Origin of the sequence: Runella defluvii (assembly GCF_014195535.1) — a bacterium.
Taxonomy (GTDB): Bacteria; Bacteroidota; Bacteroidia; order Cytophagales; family Spirosomataceae; genus Runella; species Runella defluvii.
Genome location: NZ_JACIBY010000006.1, coordinates 142,692 through 161,044, shown reverse-complemented (window position 1 = coordinate 161,044; position 18,353 = coordinate 142,692). Strand labels below are relative to the sequence as shown.

Annotated in this window: 11 protein-coding genes; 5 read left to right on the top strand and 6 right to left on the bottom strand. The window is 45.3% G+C overall.

Features of this window, described 5'->3' with window-relative positions; all coding sequences use genetic code 11:
- The first annotated feature begins 178 nt into the window (after positions 1-178).
- Positions 179-1,669: a DUF1501 domain-containing protein gene (locus FHS57_RS15670; RefSeq protein ID WP_183975234.1), complete on the top strand. Its 1,491-nt coding sequence runs from the start codon at positions 179-181 to the stop codon at positions 1,667-1,669.
- Here FHS57_RS15670 and FHS57_RS15665 read toward each other — a convergent pair.
- From FHS57_RS15665 to FHS57_RS15655, 3 genes are read right to left on the bottom strand one after another with little or no spacing between them, the layout of a single operon-like run.
- Positions 1,666-3,063, bottom strand: coding sequence for a M28 family peptidase (locus FHS57_RS15665; protein WP_183975232.1), 1,398 nt, complete (start codon positions 3,061-3,063; stop codon positions 1,666-1,668). The genes FHS57_RS15670 and FHS57_RS15665 overlap by 4 nt on opposite strands.
- 14 nt (positions 3,064-3,077) lie before the next feature.
- Positions 3,078-4,094 carry a glycosyltransferase family 2 protein gene (locus FHS57_RS15660; protein WP_183975231.1) on the bottom strand — a complete coding sequence of 339 codons (1,017 nt, stop codon included), beginning with the start codon at positions 4,092-4,094 and terminating at the stop codon, positions 3,078-3,080.
- Positions 4,095-4,128: 34 nt separating this feature from the next.
- Positions 4,129-5,106, bottom strand: a complete 978-nt coding sequence (locus FHS57_RS15655) for a glycosyltransferase family protein (RefSeq protein WP_183975229.1) — start codon at positions 5,104-5,106, stop codon at positions 4,129-4,131.
- A 202-nt stretch (positions 5,107-5,308) separates the two neighbouring features.
- On the opposite strand from FHS57_RS15655, the gene FHS57_RS15650 reads away from it, so the two are divergent.
- From FHS57_RS15650 to FHS57_RS15640, 3 genes are all read left to right on the top strand, one after another.
- Positions 5,309-6,376, top strand: coding sequence for an NHL repeat-containing protein (locus FHS57_RS15650; RefSeq protein WP_183975227.1), 1,068 nt, complete (start codon positions 5,309-5,311; stop codon positions 6,374-6,376).
- Positions 6,377-6,606: 230 nt separating this feature from the next.
- The gene (locus tag FHS57_RS15645) at positions 6,607-6,831 is read left to right on the top strand and encodes a hypothetical protein (protein WP_183975225.1); all 225 of its coding nucleotides are present in this window, start codon (positions 6,607-6,609) and stop codon (positions 6,829-6,831) included.
- 80 nt (positions 6,832-6,911) lie between these two features.
- Complete coding sequence (locus FHS57_RS15640; protein WP_183975223.1) at positions 6,912-8,966, top strand: putative phage tail protein; 2,055 nt, start codon at positions 6,912-6,914, stop codon at positions 8,964-8,966.
- Between the two features lie 92 nt (positions 8,967-9,058).
- Here FHS57_RS15640 and FHS57_RS15635 read toward each other — a convergent pair whose 3' ends face one another.
- On the bottom strand, positions 9,059-10,621 hold the full coding sequence (locus tag FHS57_RS15635; protein ID WP_183975221.1) for a RagB/SusD family nutrient uptake outer membrane protein: 1,563 nt from the start codon (positions 10,619-10,621) through the stop codon (positions 9,059-9,061).
- Positions 10,622-10,653: 32 nt separating this feature from the next.
- The gene (locus FHS57_RS15630) at positions 10,654-13,833 is read right to left on the bottom strand and encodes a SusC/RagA family TonB-linked outer membrane protein (protein WP_229601362.1); all 3,180 of its coding nucleotides are present in this window, start codon (positions 13,831-13,833) and stop codon (positions 10,654-10,656) included.
- An 838-nt stretch (positions 13,834-14,671) separates the two neighbouring features.
- Between FHS57_RS15630 and FHS57_RS32070 the strand changes: the two genes are divergently transcribed.
- Complete coding sequence (locus FHS57_RS32070; RefSeq protein WP_221225642.1) at positions 14,672-16,060, top strand: TlpA family protein disulfide reductase; 1,389 nt, start codon at positions 14,672-14,674, stop codon at positions 16,058-16,060.
- A gap of 46 nt (positions 16,061-16,106) precedes the next feature.
- On the opposite strand, the gene FHS57_RS15620 is transcribed toward FHS57_RS32070, so the two are convergent.
- Positions 16,107-18,212 carry a S9 family peptidase gene (locus tag FHS57_RS15620; RefSeq protein ID WP_183975215.1) on the bottom strand — a complete coding sequence of 702 codons (2,106 nt, stop codon included), beginning with the start codon at positions 18,210-18,212 and terminating at the stop codon, positions 16,107-16,109.
- Positions 18,213-18,353: the final 141 nt, after the last annotated feature.

Sequence of the window (18,353 nt, the reverse complement as noted above, 5' to 3'; positions counted from 1 at the left end):
AAGTTGAATAGATAATTGAAAAGGGCTTGAAGCAATTTGTTTCGAGCCCTTTTTTGTTGGATTTGTAAAAAACGATAGCGCGATACTAACCACGAGAAGTAAGGGGTATATTTTCTGATTTTTTTTCTTTTTAAGTAGAAAAGCGAAGTTTTACAACGAATTGTATAGCACCTAGTTCATGGAAAAGTTATTGAAAGAACTTCAACAGGCAGAATTGGAACGTCAGACGCGTCGGTACTTCTTGCAAACGCTCGGCGCGGGTGTAGGTGGACTAGGCTTAGGGTCGTTGCTTGGAAGCTGTGGATATAGCTCAAAAGAGAAAATAGCCGCAGCTCCACTGGTATCTGCCGACCCAATGAACGTTCGGATGCCTCAGTTTGCCCCCAAAGTAAAACAGGTGATTTATATTCACATGGCGGGGGCACCTTCGCAGTTGGAATTGTTTGATTATAAACCAGAACTAGAAAAGTACCACGGAAAAGATTGCCCTGCTGAATTTTTAGAGGGAAAGAAATTTGCCTTTATCAAAGGTGTTCCTAAAATGTTGGGACCCAAAGGGCAGTTTGCCCAGCACGGACAATCGGGGGCGTGGGTTTCGGATTATTTGCCCTATTTGCAAACGGCGGTTGATGATGTCTCGTTTTTGAAAGCCATGTACACCGACCAGTTTAATCACGCTCCCGCTCAGTTGCTCATGCACACGGGTAGTGCGCGATTGGGGCGTCCTAGCTTGGGGGCGTGGACGGTCTATGGCTTAGGCTCAGAAAATCGAAATTTACCAGGATTTATCGTATTGGCGTCGGGCGGAAAGCAGCCTGATGCGGGGAAATCAGTATGGGGAAGTGGTTTTTTACCAACGGTGTATCAAGGAGTGCAGTGCCGTACGGGGGGCGACCCTGTTTTGTACGTATCAGACCCACAAGGGATGAACCGCGACATTCGTAAGCAGACGATTGAAGCCATCAACGAAATCAATAAACAAACCTACGAGGAAGTACGTGACCCCGAAATTTTGACCCGGATTAGTCAGTACGAAATGGCGTTTCGGATGCAAATGTCGGTACCCGAAGTAATGGATGTCAGCAAAGAACCGCGGTATATTTTGGATATGTACGGTGTGCAAGCGGGCGAAGGGTCTTTTGCGATGAACTGCCTGTTAGCCCGAAAATTAGTCGAAAATGGCGTACGCTTTGTTCAGCTTTTTGACTGGGGCTGGGACACCCACGGTACGAGCGAAGACGGTTCGGTAGAAGTAGGGCTTCGGAATAAATGTTTGGCATCTGACCAAGCAGTAACGGCCTTGTTGAAAGACTTAAAAATGCGTGGATTATTGGATGAAACGCTAGTGGTATGGGGAGGTGAATTTGGCCGAACACCCATGCAAGAAAACCGCGACGGACAAGTGCTCCCCTATTCAGGGCGCGACCACCACCTCGAAGCATTTACGGTATGGATGGCAGGCGGTGGAGTCAAAAAAGGGTTTTCAATGGGAGAAACCGACCCGCTAGGGTATGCTGGGGTCAAAGACCGTACGCACGTCCACGACCTGCAAGCGACGATTTTGCACTTAATGGGTTTCAACCACGAAAAATTCACGTATCCGTTTCAGGGGCGTAACTTTCGCTTAACGGATACCGCTGGCAAAATTATTACGCCCGTGTTGGCCTAAATCCCGTATTTATCCAATAAATAAATAATGGCTGCCATAGAAGCACTACCAAGGTCTAGCTCGCGTTTGTTTACGTTTTCAAAGTTATCGTTGGGAGCGTGGTGTACATCAAAATACCGCTGAGAATCAGGTTTATAGCCAAATAATACAGTTCCTGATTGTGCCAATGGACCAATGTCTGCGCCACCGCCTCCTGGGCCAATTTCGTGCAAACTATAGGGCGCAAGCAACTCTTTCCACGTTTGGATTTTAGCTTTTTGGTCTGGACGGCCTACGACCCCAAAACCTTTTGGCGTAAAGCCTCCGTTGTCAGACTCTACCGCCGCAATGTGCTTTTCATTGTTTTGTTTGGCCAAATCCGCGTATTTTACTCCTCCGCGTAGGCCATTTTCTTCGTTCATAAACATCACCGCGCGAATCGTGCGTTTGGGCTTGTAACCAATGGCTTTCAATACTCGCAGCACTTCAATGGATTGTACGCAGCCTGCGCCGTCGTCGTGGGCGCCTTCGGCCAAATCCCACGAATCTAAATGGCCGCCTACGACGATAATTTCATCGGGAAACTCACTCCCTTTTATTTCACCTACCACGTTGTGAGAGTCAGCATCGGGTAACGTTTCGCAATTTTGACGGAAATAAAACGTCAGCGTTGGGCTCTCTTTGAGCTTGTCACTGAGCAGGTTAGCGGCATTTGTGCTGATTGCCGCCGTTGGAATAAGGGGAGCGCCTGTGGCATAACGCATACTTCCCGTGTGCGGAAAATCGTCTTGCACAGTACTCACAGAACGGACAATTGCACCTACAGCCCCCAAATTCCCCGCTTCGCTGGCTCCGTTGGCGCGTTGTTCAACCGCACTTCCGTAAGCTTCAAACGTGTTGAGTTTGGTTGGATCCATCGGGCGATTAAAAAAGACAATCTTTCCTTTGACTTTTTCTTTGCCCAATTCCCGTAATTGCTGAAAGCTTTTCACTTCAATTACTTCGGCTTCAACGCCTTTCGCCGAAGTCGCAATCGACCCGCCGAGGGCAGCAATGGGAACGCTAATTTTTTGTTTACCTACGTGAATGTACGCTTCTTCTTTTTTGCCGCGTACCCAATGAGGGACTTTGACATCCTGCAAAAACACGCGGTCAAACCCCTGCTTTTGCATAAGCTGTTGGGTATAAACCACCGCTTTTTTAGCCCCTTCGGAACCACTGAGGCGGGGGCCTACTTGCTTACAGAGGTAGCGGAGCCATTCGTAGCCTTGGCCGTTGGTGAGTGTTTCGTTGTAAATTTTGCGAATGATGACCGAATCTTCGCGGGTTTGAGCTAGTGAACTACCAGCCAAAAGCAGGAGTAAAACAAGTTTTTTCAATGGGTGGTTGGTTAGAAGGTTGATGATGTGATTCATCACAAAAATACATTCTATTCCAATATGTCTCCTAGCGCTGTCAAAAGAATTCCCGTCGTAGTCGCATCTTGGTCGGCAAAACGATGGTAATTCCCTTTCTTCCATTGCTGTAACGTCGGCCAAATTCGTCGAAAACGATTGTCGGGTAAATGGGCGCGTACGTTGAGAAAATGCAATTTTGCGGCAACCACTTGCAGGTTAGGATGCGTAGCTGGAATGATTCGAGCCAAATGAGCATACACCTTCTGAAGTTCTTCGGCTTGTTTTTGAAGCGGAGCGAGTTTAGTGCTATGCGGGCGAGAAAAACGATTGCTCAACGTAACCGATTGGCCATTCTTCTGTTGGGTGCCTACTTGCTGAGAATTGTGTTGCCGATAATGGATAAGGACTTCTGGAATGAATTGAATTTGATTCAGGATAGAGGCGATGAAAGCCATCCAAGTATCGTGTAAAAACGCTGAAATATCGGTAGGGAAGGGTAAAATCATGTCCACGAACGATTTGCGTACGGCCATCGTACAACCCGCAACGCGGTTGCCGACGAGCAATACCTCGATACTTCGTCCCTGTTTCCATTGTTCCTGTTGAGGGGTGCCAAAGCGAACAACTTCCCAAAAGTGCTTTTGGAGGGAATGAGTATATTCATCTACCAAAAGAGCATCCGAAAAAACAACATTTACGGAAGGGTTTTCACTGAAGACTTTTGATAAATGGGCTACTTTTTCGGGTGTCCAACAATCGTCTTGATCGGCTAAAAAAAGAAGATTACCTTGGCAATGGGTCAATGCCTTTTCAAAGTTTTTGGTTACGCCTAGTTGATGTTCGTTTTGGAAAATACGGACGGGAAAGGGGGCTTTTTTTGCAAATTGTTCGACCAAGGCAAGGGTGTTGTCCGTCGAACCATCATCACAAACGACAAGTTCGTTGGGAAGTAAAGTCTGATTTTGAATGCTTTCCAGCTGTTCCGTTACAAATCTTGCACCGTTGTATGTACACATTGCAACCGAAATCAGCTGTTGATGGCTGGGCATAAAGTCGAATATCGAGGGTTAGAACAGAGTTTAATTAGGCGTCGAGTAAACGCAACAAACGTCGGCAGCCATTAATGAGCACTCTCCGAAGCGCTTTATTTTTTTGGTAAAAATACGAAGGTTTATGATATGCGTTTGGTAAACTTTTAAAATGAGCATCATTATTAGCTGTTAGTTCCTTTTGGTATATGTCAAAAAGCGGTTTTACGTCGGGACGAGCATTAAAAGAGAACCTATCTTGGTGAACAGACAAGTTGTCTGGACTCGAAAGCCGATAGCCACTAAAATGAAAAAATACCAAAGGAAAGGTGTCGTTTACCCAAAAGCCAGCATTTTTCTGTGACACTTTTCGCTCGTGCATGTTCCAGTAAGCCAAATTATAACCTAAATGTTGACTAACGAGAGCATTGGGATAAAACAACGGAACATAATTGAGCCATAGCTGGTCGCAGTTCATTCCTTCGGCAAAGTTGAAATAGCCTTCGTGCCAAACGCGGTCTTCCCACCATGCTAAAAAACGAGCGGTTTCTTCGGAGCGGCGAAGCGCAAAAAAGCCACCGTTGTACAAGCCCGCATTCAAAAAACTGCGCAGATGCGGAACCCCCTCGCCAGTGATGGGAGTGACCACGTGTGGAGTAATGACAATGCTGTGATTATCAAGGTCTTTTTCGATGGGAGCAACATCTCCAAAAAGGCGAATGTCAGCATCAAAATAGAGTAGTTTTTCAACGTCGGGATAAGTTTTGAAAAGCCAACTAGCCATAAAAGGTTTGGCCAAACAACTCAGCTCGAAAACAGTATATCGGTTAAAAAGATTGTGAAAATCGGGAACTTGCTGTTCATTAATTTCAACGATTGTATGCGCACTGACGGACGAAACATCACGGTCGTTGATTTTGTCAAAAAGGCCAATCACCACACGGTAGTCGGGGTTGTATTTTACCAAACTATCGGCCATCGTTTTGGCCAGTGCTAAATGACTTAGGGTACAGATTGTAAATGCAAGACGCATTAGAAAAGAAATAGTTTTGAGGCAAAAATACGCACTTCTTCTGAGTTTCAGTCGGAGAAGGTCGTTTTTTGATTTTATGGTAATGCTTCCTTTCGTTTTTTATAGATATTCGACACCTCTTTGAAAAAGACCTAGTAAAAACGAAAACGAAACCACTTATAGGACAAAACCCTTTGATAACTATTTAAGAGACGTTACACACATGAACCTTTCTAGCTCACGTCGCGATTTTATGAAAGCAACAGCCACTACGCTGCTCGCTCCTTCGATTTTATCAACTTCTTCTATGGCCAGTGCCGCCGACGGTGACATTGTTGGCCACGGTAGCCACCGCTACAAAATTCAGGCAGGCTGGGGCAAACTTGATGCCGCGCAATTTCCCGTTAAAAACTGCCATGAAATGGTCATGGACAGCAAAGGAAGGCTTATTATGGTAACGGACGAGACCAAAAATAATATTTTGGTGTATGACCGTTCGGGTAAATTACTAGAAAGCTGGGGGCACGAATACCCTGGCGGGCACGGCCTTACGCTCTGGAATGCCAACGGTGAAGAATTTTTGTTTATCTGTGATCCTAACTCTGGAAAAGTGACCAAAACCGACTTGAAAGGGAAAGTTTTGATGACGATTGAACACCCATCCAAAGTAGGGGCTTACAAGCCCGAAGATAAGTTTTTGCCTACTGAAACCGCCGTTGGCCCAACGGGCGACATCTACGTGGCAGACGGATATGGCTCGCAGTGGATTTTGCAATACACTTCAAAAGGGGAGTTTATTCGGAAATTTGGTGGCTCGGGCGACGAAGATGGACAATTTTCGACCGCTCACGGAATCACCGTCGATTACCGCAATAAATCGAACCCGACGTTATTGATTACTTCGCGCGCGCACAATGCCTTCAAACGCTTTACATTAGATGGGAAATACTTGTCAACCATCTTTTTGCCAGGAGCCTATGTGTGTCGCCCCGTAATTCATGGCGATACATTGTATGCAGGGGTATGTTGGTCGCGTTTGCGGTATTTAAACCAGACTCCTAACTCAGGTTTTGTGACAATTTTGGATAAAAATGACAAAGTCATCTCAAATCCAGGAGGAACCAAACCCGAATACCGTAACGGGCAACTGCAATTGATGGTGCAAGACAAAGCTGCGGTTGACGGGATTTTGATGCACTGCCACGATGTGTGTATCGACAACGACGAAAATATCTACATCTGTCAGTGGAATGCCAAACAGACGTATCCAGTGAAGCTTGCAAGAATCTGATAATAGAGTGTCGAGTGGAGAGTGTAGAATGTCGAATGGGATTTTTATTCGACATCGCACGGGCGACCCCGTCTGCACTCTCCACTCAACACTAAAAATAGCCCATTTTTATCGCAGGGCTCTTCGTAAGAGGCGTTAACACCGCCATTTCGACGAGTAATGGAATTGACATAAATCATTTTATTTGTACAATAATTGGATTTAATTGTATATTTCTAAACCTGTTTACGATGAAAACCTTTAATTCTTCTACCGAAAAAGAAGCGTATTACGCCAAACGCCGAAAGAAAGGCTTTGTCATTGGCGGAGTCGGAGCCGCGATTTTGGGCGGCGGATTTATTCTTCAGTACATTTTGTATATGACGGGCCACTCGTTTAATGGCGTCATGTATTCGCTCACTACCATTGGAATATGCCTCGTCATGTACGCTGCTGTTGAAATATTTGGGTGGTAAATTAGTCCATTGCTCCCTTTTTTTTGCTTTTACAGATAATTTTTTGGCATTTTGGAGTTCTAAAAGAAAAGACTACCGTGATGCCAAAAAGTTATATTGTTGTGGGGTGGATGTTGGGATGGATGCTGTTTTGTACCCCTGCGTGGGCACAGACCGAACGAACTACGTTACGGGCTATGCTTGCGCTGAAGACTCCCTCGTCTCAAAAAACATATTTAGTGACCGATGTGGGCAAAGAAGGAGAATGGCGCTACGACCCTAGCGACAAAGACTCTCCCGCCAACGGTGGAACGGTGCTGGAAAGCGCTAACCGAGCGGTGCAGGGACGATTCAAACGCCAATTTGACCCCAGCGCAGGAGTGCACCTTGATTGGTTTTTGGACAAGTCGATGGTGACAATCAACGGCGCTTTGCTGGAGGCCGTGAAAGTGAGCGAACGGGTAAATTTTGGGCCTAAAGTCTATGTCATTGCCCCAATGGTGTTAACCCCCGATGCGCTATGGTCGCCGCAGCGATTACGGTTGCATTTTCAAAATACGACCCTGCAAGCACAAAGTGGGGTGAAAGTCGTCAAAATCTTAGAACTGCAAGATATTACTGAGCTTACGCTTTCAGGGGGTGTGTTTTTGGATGGAAATGTCAAAAAAGCACAAATTACACAACCTTTGAACGAAGGAGGAAATGCGTTTTTGACCATTGTAGCGCCGTCTAATCGTGCGACTTCTCGTTTGGAAATTGGCTCGTTGACCATCCAAAATATGCCGATGTGCGGTGTGAACATTGTCACACATAACGATGAAATGGACGAAGGATACCGCCGTGTTTTGGTAAAAGCATTTCGAGAAATCAATGGTTATAACGGGCTCAATATCCAGAATGATGGATTTGCGGTGTGGGGTTTCAACGTCAAAGGAGCACATCGTTCGGTGGTGATAGACTCGCTGTATGCCCTGCAAGATAATGAACCTTGGGGCGACGCGCCGATTGAAAAATCGTTTTATACCTTCACGTTTGAGAACCAAGTAGATCCGCAAGTTCATAAGCGAAAAGATACCCTCTACATTAAAAACCTGTATGCCAAATACCCTTGTTCGTTGATTTTATACACCCAGGCAGTCAATAACGTACTGATTGACAACTACGTGATGGATGGGGTTCTTAGAAAGCCTGCGGTGACCGATGAAAAAGCGTACCCAACCATGCTACGAAAAAACTTGTCGTGGGTTGGTTCCAAACATACGTGGACATCGTTTAAAAGCCCGAAGAGTAGTTTTCGAGTCAAAAAATTGCGGATTCAGAACACCAATAAAGTGTTTATGAGCGAATCTTCCATCAGCGATATAACAGGTTTATGGCTCAACAAAGGCATTACGGGAGCCCTATTTGATTCCATCGAAACGGACGTTCGCATCAAACTCCACGGCGATGGCTATTACTTTGGCTTTCCCAATGTACCCGATGGTCGGCACCGAGTGGGGACGTTCATTAGTCATATTCCTGCCAAACGTAATTATGTTCAGCCATTGAGTGCCGATTTGACGATTGATAAATTACACATTGGAAATGGCTCAGGAGTAATTTTTGCGATGGGAAATGCTAAAATTGGAAGTATTACGCAAGACAACGATAGCCGTGGAATTTTTGAAAGTCGAGAAAATAGGTTTAAAAATACCGATATGTTGTACAATGGGTTTATTGTTGATAAGTGCCAAGCGACGGATATTCTGTGGCGTTTTAATTGGTTCGTTAACCAAAAACAATTGACGGATGAAGCGACCGTTCAGGCGGGAGAACGGTATGAGTTTAAGAATTTTACGGGCAACAATTACCTAGAATCACACACGACATTTACGGCTGCCAACGAAACTTCATCGTACGTAACTGCGTACCGCTACGATGGCGATGCGACGATTCAGCGCAACGTAGAGCAGTTTTTACAGTTTGTTGAATTTAATTGGACCAACGTCAAAATGAAATTGATTGATGGGGCGCCTAGCAATTTTGCACGGCGTTTTATGCCCACCAAATACACCGAAAAACCACTGCTTCTGAACCTGTCTCGTAAGCCTAGACCTGTGAAAGGCTGGAAGATGGATTGGAAAACCAGCGTGTTTACGCAATGCGTTATTGAATAACTGCCCATAAAAAAAGCTCCAATCGTTTTGGCGATTGGAGCTTTTTAACAACTTCCCGAAAGTTTTCAACTTTCGGGAAGTTTGCCAGATTCCTAGTTAGGATAACCTGGGTTTTGTGGTTTCAAGTTAGGGTTGTTAAGCATTTCTTGCTTTCCTAACGGCAACAACAAGTGTTTTTCTTGCAAAGCTTGGTTCGAGCTTAGGTTTACGTGACCAACGAAGTTGTCGAAACCGTTTGTCTTCTCGTTATATACTTTACGAAGACGTACCATGTCAAACCATGTGATTTGCTCATAGCACAACTCGTGCCAACGCTCTCTCCAAACCGCCTCGCGGAAAGTAGTTTGCGTATAAGTACCAAGTGCAGGAGTCGTAAGTTGGGCACGATCTCTGATGCGTTTGAAGGCATCGTAAGCCGCTTGTGTAGGCGCTCCTAGTTCGTTTTGAGCCTCAGCAAAAATCAACAATACTTCGGCGTAGCGGATTTGAGGCACGTTCAAGTTGTTTTGACGAGTACCTGCTGTACCAGAAGTTCCGTTTGCTGTCCGGTTGAAGTGCTTGAAGATATAAGGGGCACCCAAGTCGAAACGAGCACCGTTTCCGTTGGTAAAATACGTAGTGTAGAAATACCCGTCTTGGTCTTTGGCACGCAAGTCACCTGCTTCATACGACTTGTAGAAGAACGAAGTAGGTACCGTACTTCCTGTTCCTGATGGACCGTTGTAGGTTACAGGTTTGAAGTTGGGGAACATATTGTCCATTGGGTTACCAGCTACCGACGTGTTGTATTGAAGCATGAAAAGGTGCTCAATACGGTTCTTTGTGCTTTCCTTGTGAACGTCCTCGTAGGTTGTGAAGAGGTTAATCGTTCCAGGGTTTGCATTAGCGTAAGTGATTACTTCCAACGCTTTGTCTGCCGCTAGTTTATAGTGAGACGCACCTTTGCTAAGTGGGAAGCCAGCCATTGTTAGATATACGCGAGACAACTGTGCTTTTACCGCCGCCAAGTTAGCGCGTCCGCTGGCATCCATCCAAGCCAAACCAGCACCTTCTGCTGCTACAAGGTCATCTACAATAAGCTTGTAAATTTCTTCTTGTGGTGCACGGCCTGGTTGGAAATCTTCCGAGCTTGCTGTTTGAGGTTTTGTTACCAATGGAATATCACCCCACAAACGTACCGCCGTGAAGTAAGCAGTCGCTCTCAAGAAGCGAGCTTCTCCCAATACCTTCTTTTTCTGCGCATCTGGCATCGTCGTGATACCAGGTACTTTATCAATTACTTGGTTAGCTTGCGCAATTACTTTGTACAAACCATTCCAATAGTTGACAACGTGCGCAGTGTTTCCGTCGTGAACCAACCCGTAAAGGTTGTTCAAGTCAGAGTTTTGCGCCGTTTCGGTAGTTGAAGTTCCCGTAAGAGCTTCCAACAACTGCCAGTTTGATGAGAAAATCCCTGCTCCATCGCCCATGAAACGCAAGTCAGCATAGACAGAGGCCAAAGCCGCTTCTGCGTGGTCTGGAATGGTATAGAAGTTATCAGGAGTAAGGTTTGAAGGGGCTTGTTCGCTCAAGAAATCCGAACAGCTCGAAGGCCCGATGAGAACGGCTCCGATAAGTGCGGCTTTTCCTAGGTTCTTTATAATGTTTAGTTGCATGATAATGTTCAATTTAAGTGAAAGAGTGTGAATTAGAACCCAACCTGAATACCCAACATGTAAGTAGTAGGTTTAGGGTAGTTGTGCCAAATCATCCCTTGTGAGAAAGCACTGTTACCGTCTCCTTGGTTGGTTGGAGTAACTTCTGGGTCACCAACAATCTTGTCTTTCAATGCCAAGAAGAAGTTTTGGGTAGTAGCATACACTCTTAGACGGCTCAACTTCAATTTGCTTGTTACGTGGCTAGGAACTGTGTAGCCCAACAAGAGGTTTCTACCACGAAGGAACGAACCATCTTTGATCCACCATGAGTCAACGTTAGTTACGTAACCTGCACGTGTGTCACGGATTTCAGCAATCATCGAGTTTTGGTTTTGTGGAGTCCATGCGCCCAATACCGAAGTATAGCTGTTTGCCAATGCCTGACGGTCTTCACTTGCGTGAAGGTTCATCATCATAACGTCGTTACCGTACGAGAATTGAAGTTCAAGGGTAAGGTCGAAGTTATTGTAACGGAATGTGTTTGTCATTGCACCCCATGATTTAGGGCTACCATTTCCGATGATGCTACGGTCAGCGTCAGTAATGGCTTTGTCACCGTTTACGTCAAGGTACTTGATGTCACCAGGAAGAATTGTCAAACCGTTACGGTAGCTAGTGTATTTAGCCGCTTCTTCGCGCTCAGACTCGCTCCATACGCCCAAACGAGTAAGTCCCCAGAACGAACCTACTGGCTCGCCAATACGGATGACGTTGGTTGGGTTGGTAAAGTTAGGACCACCTACGTTGAAGATGTCAGAAGGCGTTGCCAACGAAAGTACTTTGTTACGGTTAAATGAAATGTTGAAAGTTGTATTCCACTGGAACCCACCACGGTCGATGTTTACAGTGTTGATACCAAGTTCAAATCCTTTGTTTTGCATCGAACCAACGTTTTTACGGATAGTTCCGTAACCGCTTGTACGTGGTACTGGAGCATCCAAAAGCATGTCAGTTGTCTTACGATAGTAGTAGTCAGCTTCGATTGATACTTTTCCTTTGAAAAGAGAAATTTCTGCACCTACGTCAGCTTGAGCTGTTTTTTCCCAACGCAAGTCTGGGTTTGCCAAACGAGAAATACCTGTACCCGACACACGTGAGTCGTTATAGATAGTAGCATAGTTAGAGCTCAAAAGAGACAAAGAAGAGTAAGCTGGGATTTCTGAGTTACCTGTCAAACCGAAGCTAGTACGTAATTTCAAATTAGAAATAAACGAGTTGTTTTTCAAGAACTCTTCTTCAGACACACGCCATGCCAACGCTCCTGATGGGAAGAAGGCAAATTTGTGGTTTTCCCCGAATTTCGACGAACCGTCGGCACGTCCAGTCACTGTTACCAAGTATTTGTTGGCCAATGAGTAGTTGATACGTCCAAAGTATGAGTTAAACGCAAAACGAGATGCTCCTGAGCCTACAGCAGGGTTGGTAGCACCCGCACCCAAGTTATTAAATTCAAAATAATCGGTTGCGAAGTTGTTGATGCTGGCACTCATAGAGAAGAGGTTCGTTTCTTGCCACGAAATCCCCAAAAGGGCTGTCAACGAGTGCTTGTCACCAAACTGTTTGTTGTACGTCAAGTAGTTTTCCAATGACCAGAAGCTCTCTTTACGGTTGCTAGTAGAGGCGTTACCGTTACCACCGATGTTGAGCGTACGCGTTTGTGACTGGTTGTTTTCTTGTGTTTGTACGTTGACACCAAACACCGTACGCATTTCAAGACCTTTAGCAAGGTTGATGTTTGAGTACATGCTTCCTACCGTAGTTTGGGTATTTAGGATATACTTACGACCCATCAAACGGTGCAACGAACTCATGGTTCCTTCGGCGTATGGATAATCGCGGTTGTTGGCATAGGTTCCGTCAGCGTATTTAGTAGGCATGAACGGGAAGTCTTCCACAATCTGACGAGCTACGGCATCACCTTGATCGACAATGTTTTCGCTTTGGTTATTGTAGCTCAATGTACCTCCAACTTTCAACCATTTTTTGATTTGATCGTCGATGGTAAAACGTCCAGAATAACGCTTCATGTACGAAGTTTTGAGGAGCCCTTGGTCGTCGCGGTAGCCCAATGAGAATGAGTACTGCGTGCGCTCGTTACCACCGCTGAAACCCAACTGATGGTTTTGAGAAAGGCTATTTTGTGACGTTTCTTTGAACCAATCGGTATCGTAAAGTGGGTTACCGTTGCTGTCAAAGATACGTGGGTCAGTGCGGCGGAGTTTAGGGTTTAAGTACGCCCATTTACCCGCTGCCCAACCTGTTGGGTCATACTTAGCCATGTTTGCCCATGCCAAATCTTCAACGGCAAGGTATTCTTTGGCGTTGAGTACTTGCGGACGGTTTGGCCCGATGGTGTTTACACTGAAATCGGCATTGTAGGTAACAGTACCTTCACCTGCTTTTCCTTTTTTGGTAGTTACCAAGATAACCCCGTTGGCGCCACGTGCCCCGTAAATCGCCGTAGAAGAAGCATCTTTCAATACTTCTACCGACACGATGTCGTTCGGGTTGATGTAGTCAATCGCTGAGCTAAATTGGTTTTGGTTTCCTTGTGGAAGCATCACCCCGTCCACTACATAAAGTGGGTTGTTTGACGAGTTGATAGAGCTAAAACCACGAACACGAATCGTAGTACGACCACCTGGGCGACCAGAGTTAGTGTTTACTTGTACCCCTGGCATACGTCCCGAAAGGGCTTGAGTCAACGAAGGCGCAGGACGCTCCATGAGTTGCTCGGCTTTTACCGAACCTACGGCACCTGTTAAGTCAGATTTCTTCAACGTACCGTAACCGATAACGACGATTTCTTCAAGTACTTTGCTGTCCACTTTCATGGTCAGGTTAAGCACATTTTGGTTGCCCACTAGTACCTCTTGTGGCTCATAACCAACAAAAGAGAGCACCAATGTTGCTTTTTCAGGTACATCAAGACGGAACTGACCGTTTGCGTCAGTTACAGTTCCTTTTTGAGTTCCTTTGATGACGATACTAACCCCTGGAAGAGGACTGTTGGTTTCATCCACAATTTTACCTGTGATGGCCTTGTCCACAGCAGTGGCTTCAACAAGAATGGCGTGATTCCGCGTTGGCACTCCTGCTACAGGAGCTGCATAAGCGAAATGGAGGCAGGAGAGAGATAATAGGAGGGGCGCCGAAGAATTTCGTGCCATCCTAACCACCCGCCGGTGTGGTTGTAGTTTTCTTTTCATACAAGTTAGAATTCTGTGCTGGTGTGAGCAGCGTTTAGGGTGGAAAATAGGTTAAAGATATAAACTATCACCTCATACAAGGGACAAAACTAGGCAAACTACTCTATTGTTTTATAAAAAAAGTGTTAATAGATATAGGTATAATTTAATAATTTTATTAACTGTATGTCTTTTTATTTTCACCCTACTTTACCTATTTTAAAATTTTATGGTTTAATAGATATGAGGGTGTTTTGGTATAAATAGTATAAGAAAAGAAGATAATGGGTTAAGAAAGTACATTGATATACCTTATTTTGATAGTGTTTTGAGTGTATTGGTTCTGTATTGCTCAAAAGGCAACAAGCAAAGTCTAGTGCTGGGTGTAATATTCTGAATTTTATTCGTCAAAATATGTCTTTTAGTAAGTAAAATTAGATAGCATTTTTTGCAAAAAAAGGTTGCATATTTTGCAAAGTGTAAGGGTAGATTGATTAATTAGTAGTTAAAGTATAGAATATTGTACAAAATGAAGCTAAGGCAGGTGAAATAGGAAGTAGAAGAGATTTATAAGAGAGTAAATTTTGCTAAAATTGGAAATAGCACTAAATAATATATGTCTTATAATTGGAGTTTGTGTAGAATAATAACCTATTCAAAAAATACTGTTATATTGATTTTTAATGAAAAATTAGAGGAAAAGCCAGTAGTCATTTATCGTTTCTTAACTAAACACAGGTTTTATATGAGGGTGAGGTTTGTCTTGTTGGCGGTTTTAATGGCATTTTTGAGGGCGGAACTAAAAGCCCAAGTGTCAATAGTGAAAATTCAATTAGAAACGCCCGAAAAAAATGGGAGAATGGTGAGTCTTCCTAATAGCCAAGGGGTTCAGAGAATTGTTGTGGTACAGGAAGGGAAAACGGCCGTTGTCCTCCGAACAGTGGATTCGACGGGGTATTTAGTAACGTATCAGTTTCAACAGATGAAGAAGGCTAGTTTGGTGTTCATCAGTTATTTTAAAAGTGAAACGACTCTAACAATGCAAAATATATTTCTGACCCCTAATGATACACTTGTATGTTTGGAAAGAAAAGGGCGGTTGGTTTTTGAAGGCAAAGGGTCAACGGTTGTGATCAATCGTTTTCTGCAAAAATACCAACTGTTGGAGCGGGATTCGTTGCAGCGGCGGCCATTGATGCGGAATGTTTCGGAAGAAATATACAGGAGCCTTATGCGAGATATTGCCGACCGACAGTGGGCGGAGTATCAGGGCCTCCAACGTAGTATAGGCGATGCTCAAAATGCGTTTGTTCAAGCAGCTATCGAAAGCCAGTATTATCATCGAGCCGCTTTTTACAATGCAACCAAAGATTGGACAGACGATATGTTTGATGACTTGCAAAGCATACGACAAGTGGAGAGTAGTCCCAAAAAATACAGAGAAGGTCTCTCTCCACGATTGAAATTATACATTGTTCCACATGAAGATGCGTGGATGTCATCCAACTACCGAAGCGCACTGTTGTCATTTTTGGGAGAAAAGTATGTGGTAGATGAACTTGCGCCTAAAGAGCCCTCAAAAATGATGGATTTTTATAATGATGCAGACAAAGCCCTCGCTAACTTACCCAAGACGCGGGAGGAAATTCTGAATTTGGCTTTAGCAGAAAAAGGTTTTTGGACATCGGAGTCAGAGAAAGGGCCTTTCATTGAACGTTTTGAGCGAGACTTTCCGCAGTCAAACCATTTGCCCAGTATTAAAATGAGGTATTGGAAGAATATACGAATGGTAGTAGGAACTCAAATTCCTTCCTTACCTGTCTTTGAACAAGACAGCACATCGACGACGCTTCAACGTCTTGTTGGGAAGAAAACCCTTTTACTACTTTGGAATACGTGGGAAGATAGCTGCCAAGCGGCACTTGCTGCATTCGGAACTTTAGGGCAAAAAATAAAACAAACAAATGTTCAGTTGGCTACGCTTTGTTCCAAAAATCGTTTTGAAAGTTGGAAGGATGCTTTGCGTAGCTATCCAATCAATAAGGCCAGTGAACATCATTTTTATGCTGATTATCTACTAGGAGATGTGCTAGAGGCAGTTTTTACGACTAAACGCCCATTGATGGTTCTATTGGATAAAGAAGGGCGATACTTAGATGCTGGAAGCCCCTTTGATGGTCAAAAAATAAGCCGATGGCTGAAAGAGTAATTGACTTACCAAGTTTTCAAATACTTGGTAAGTCGGTTACGCTAGGTTATAATTTCTTCAAAAAGAAGGCTGCAATGGCTTTGTTGACGTTGACCTGATTTTGGTGTTTCATAAAATGGTGGGTATCATCGACAATCACCAGGGTTTCGTGGTAAATGTCTTTGTCTTCTAATCGGCGAACAAGGTCGGTGCTTTGGCTAAAGCGTACATTGCGGTCGTCGTCGCCGTGAATGATAAGTACGGGCGATTTCCACGTATCCATATAAGCAATGGGTGATGATTTCCACGCCACTTCGAGGGCATATTGGGCATCGGGCGCGCGGTCGTATTGGTCGGGAAGTACTAGGTTACGCGTACGCTCAATGGTGCGGTCATGTACGCCGTGGACATCCACGCCCGCGGCAAAAAGCTGTGAATCTTTACCCAACGCCATTGCCGTCAGAAATCCACCGTAAGAACCACCATACACCCCAATTCGCTTAGAATCGACTTGGCTTTGTTTCGCAAGCCATTCGCCAGCAGTCTTGATGTCAGTGTATTCCGAAGCACCATAACCGCCTCCATTTTTGGGGTTATGAAACTCAAATCCGTACCCAATTCCCAAACGATAATTGACCGAAAGAACCACAAATCCCAAACTCGCCAAGTACTGATTCATGGCGTAGGCATTGGCATAGTAGTCGGAATAGTGCCAACCAAGCAGCATTTGGCGAGGTGGCCCGCCGTGAACATAAACAATGGCTGGTTTTTTGGAAGGCCCTCCTGCTTTTTCAAAAAGCTGTGCATGAACGGTAAAGCCATCGGGGGTTTTGAAGGTAACTTGTTTGGGCGTCACCAATGCCGAAGCTGGATATTGAGCAGGAAGTTTATCGGCCGCGAGGAGCTGAGGAGTGGCTGAGGGAGAGGTAGCAAGTACGTGGGGCATGGGGGGGCGTTGGGAAGTAGCGCCAATGAATGCTATCGCTGCGCCATCGCCAGTTAAAACAGGCGACCATTCCAAGCCTGAGCCTGGGGTAACGACTTGCATATCGGCGCGGTCAACGGATACTTTTACCACGTGGCGGCGGTCGATGTCGAGCGGGTCAGTACCTGCATTGGCCGTAAATAACAGCGTTTTTTTGTCAGAACTCAGTTGAATGTGTTCACACATAAAATTGCCAGGAGTGAGTAAAAGGGGCGCACCTCCTGACTCGGCCAACGAGTACAAATGTGGCCAACCGTCGTGGTACGATAAAAAAACAATGCGGTTGGCCGCCCAGTGCAAATTGGTAGTACCGTGGGTGGTGGGAAAGGTACCGTTCAGGCGCTTGGGCGATGTCCAGAGGGGCGTAGCTTTTCCCGTAGTTAAGTCAAAGGTAAGAATCGACCACAGATTCGGGCGGCGGGCCAAAATAGAATCTGGTTTTCCTCCTGAACCATTGGTGCGAACAAAGGCCAATTTCTGTCCGTCGGGCGACCAGCGTGGCGATTGGTCACGCTTGAATTGCGGGTCAATCCACCGAATAGGCGTTTGGGCATCGGTATAGACACCAATAAACTGGTGATCGGTACGGTTGGATTGGAAGGCAATGCGGCTACCGTCGGGCGACCAAACGGGCGAACTATTGGTGCCACGGGCCGTAAAAAGAACCGTGGCAGGTGCGGTGCCGTCGATGGGTACGGTGTAAATCTGCCCCCCTTTACTATAGGCTACTTTATCACTTTTGGGCGAAATGACGGGGTTTTCGCCTTCGCCTAGCGATTTGGGTTCCCCTCCCCCAAAAGGAATACTCCATACTTGGACTTTGGTAGGGACGGGATGAAAGCTAGGGTTGACGGGGAGGTCGTCGTTCCAGTTGGAACCGTGGTCGCCCCCGCGAACATAAATAACCCATTTCCCGTCGGGCGAAATCGCCACACTACTAAGTTCTTGCCCATCGTCTTGGAGATAATTAGTGAGACGGCGAGCGGTAAACGTTGGTCCTTCGGCGACGTAAATGTTGCGTTGACCTTGTTCGTTAAAGGCCCAAGCAATGCGAGCACCTGTGGCGGCAGCGGTGAGTTCGTTGGGAAACGGATACGCTTTGAGGGCGTCCATGTCAAGTTGTTGGGCAAAAAGGGCCATCCAGCCACCCAAAATGAGGTGAATAAAGAGGGTGTAGAAAAATTTCATACGATTAGGTTTGCGATGTTTTCAAATGTACAAAATAAAGTAGTACCATCGGAGGTAAATTCAACCCTTTGGGAGGTAGTATGCGTAGCGGCTTTGCTGTATTTTAAAAATTAAGCCGTATTTTTCGGACTTATATGTCAC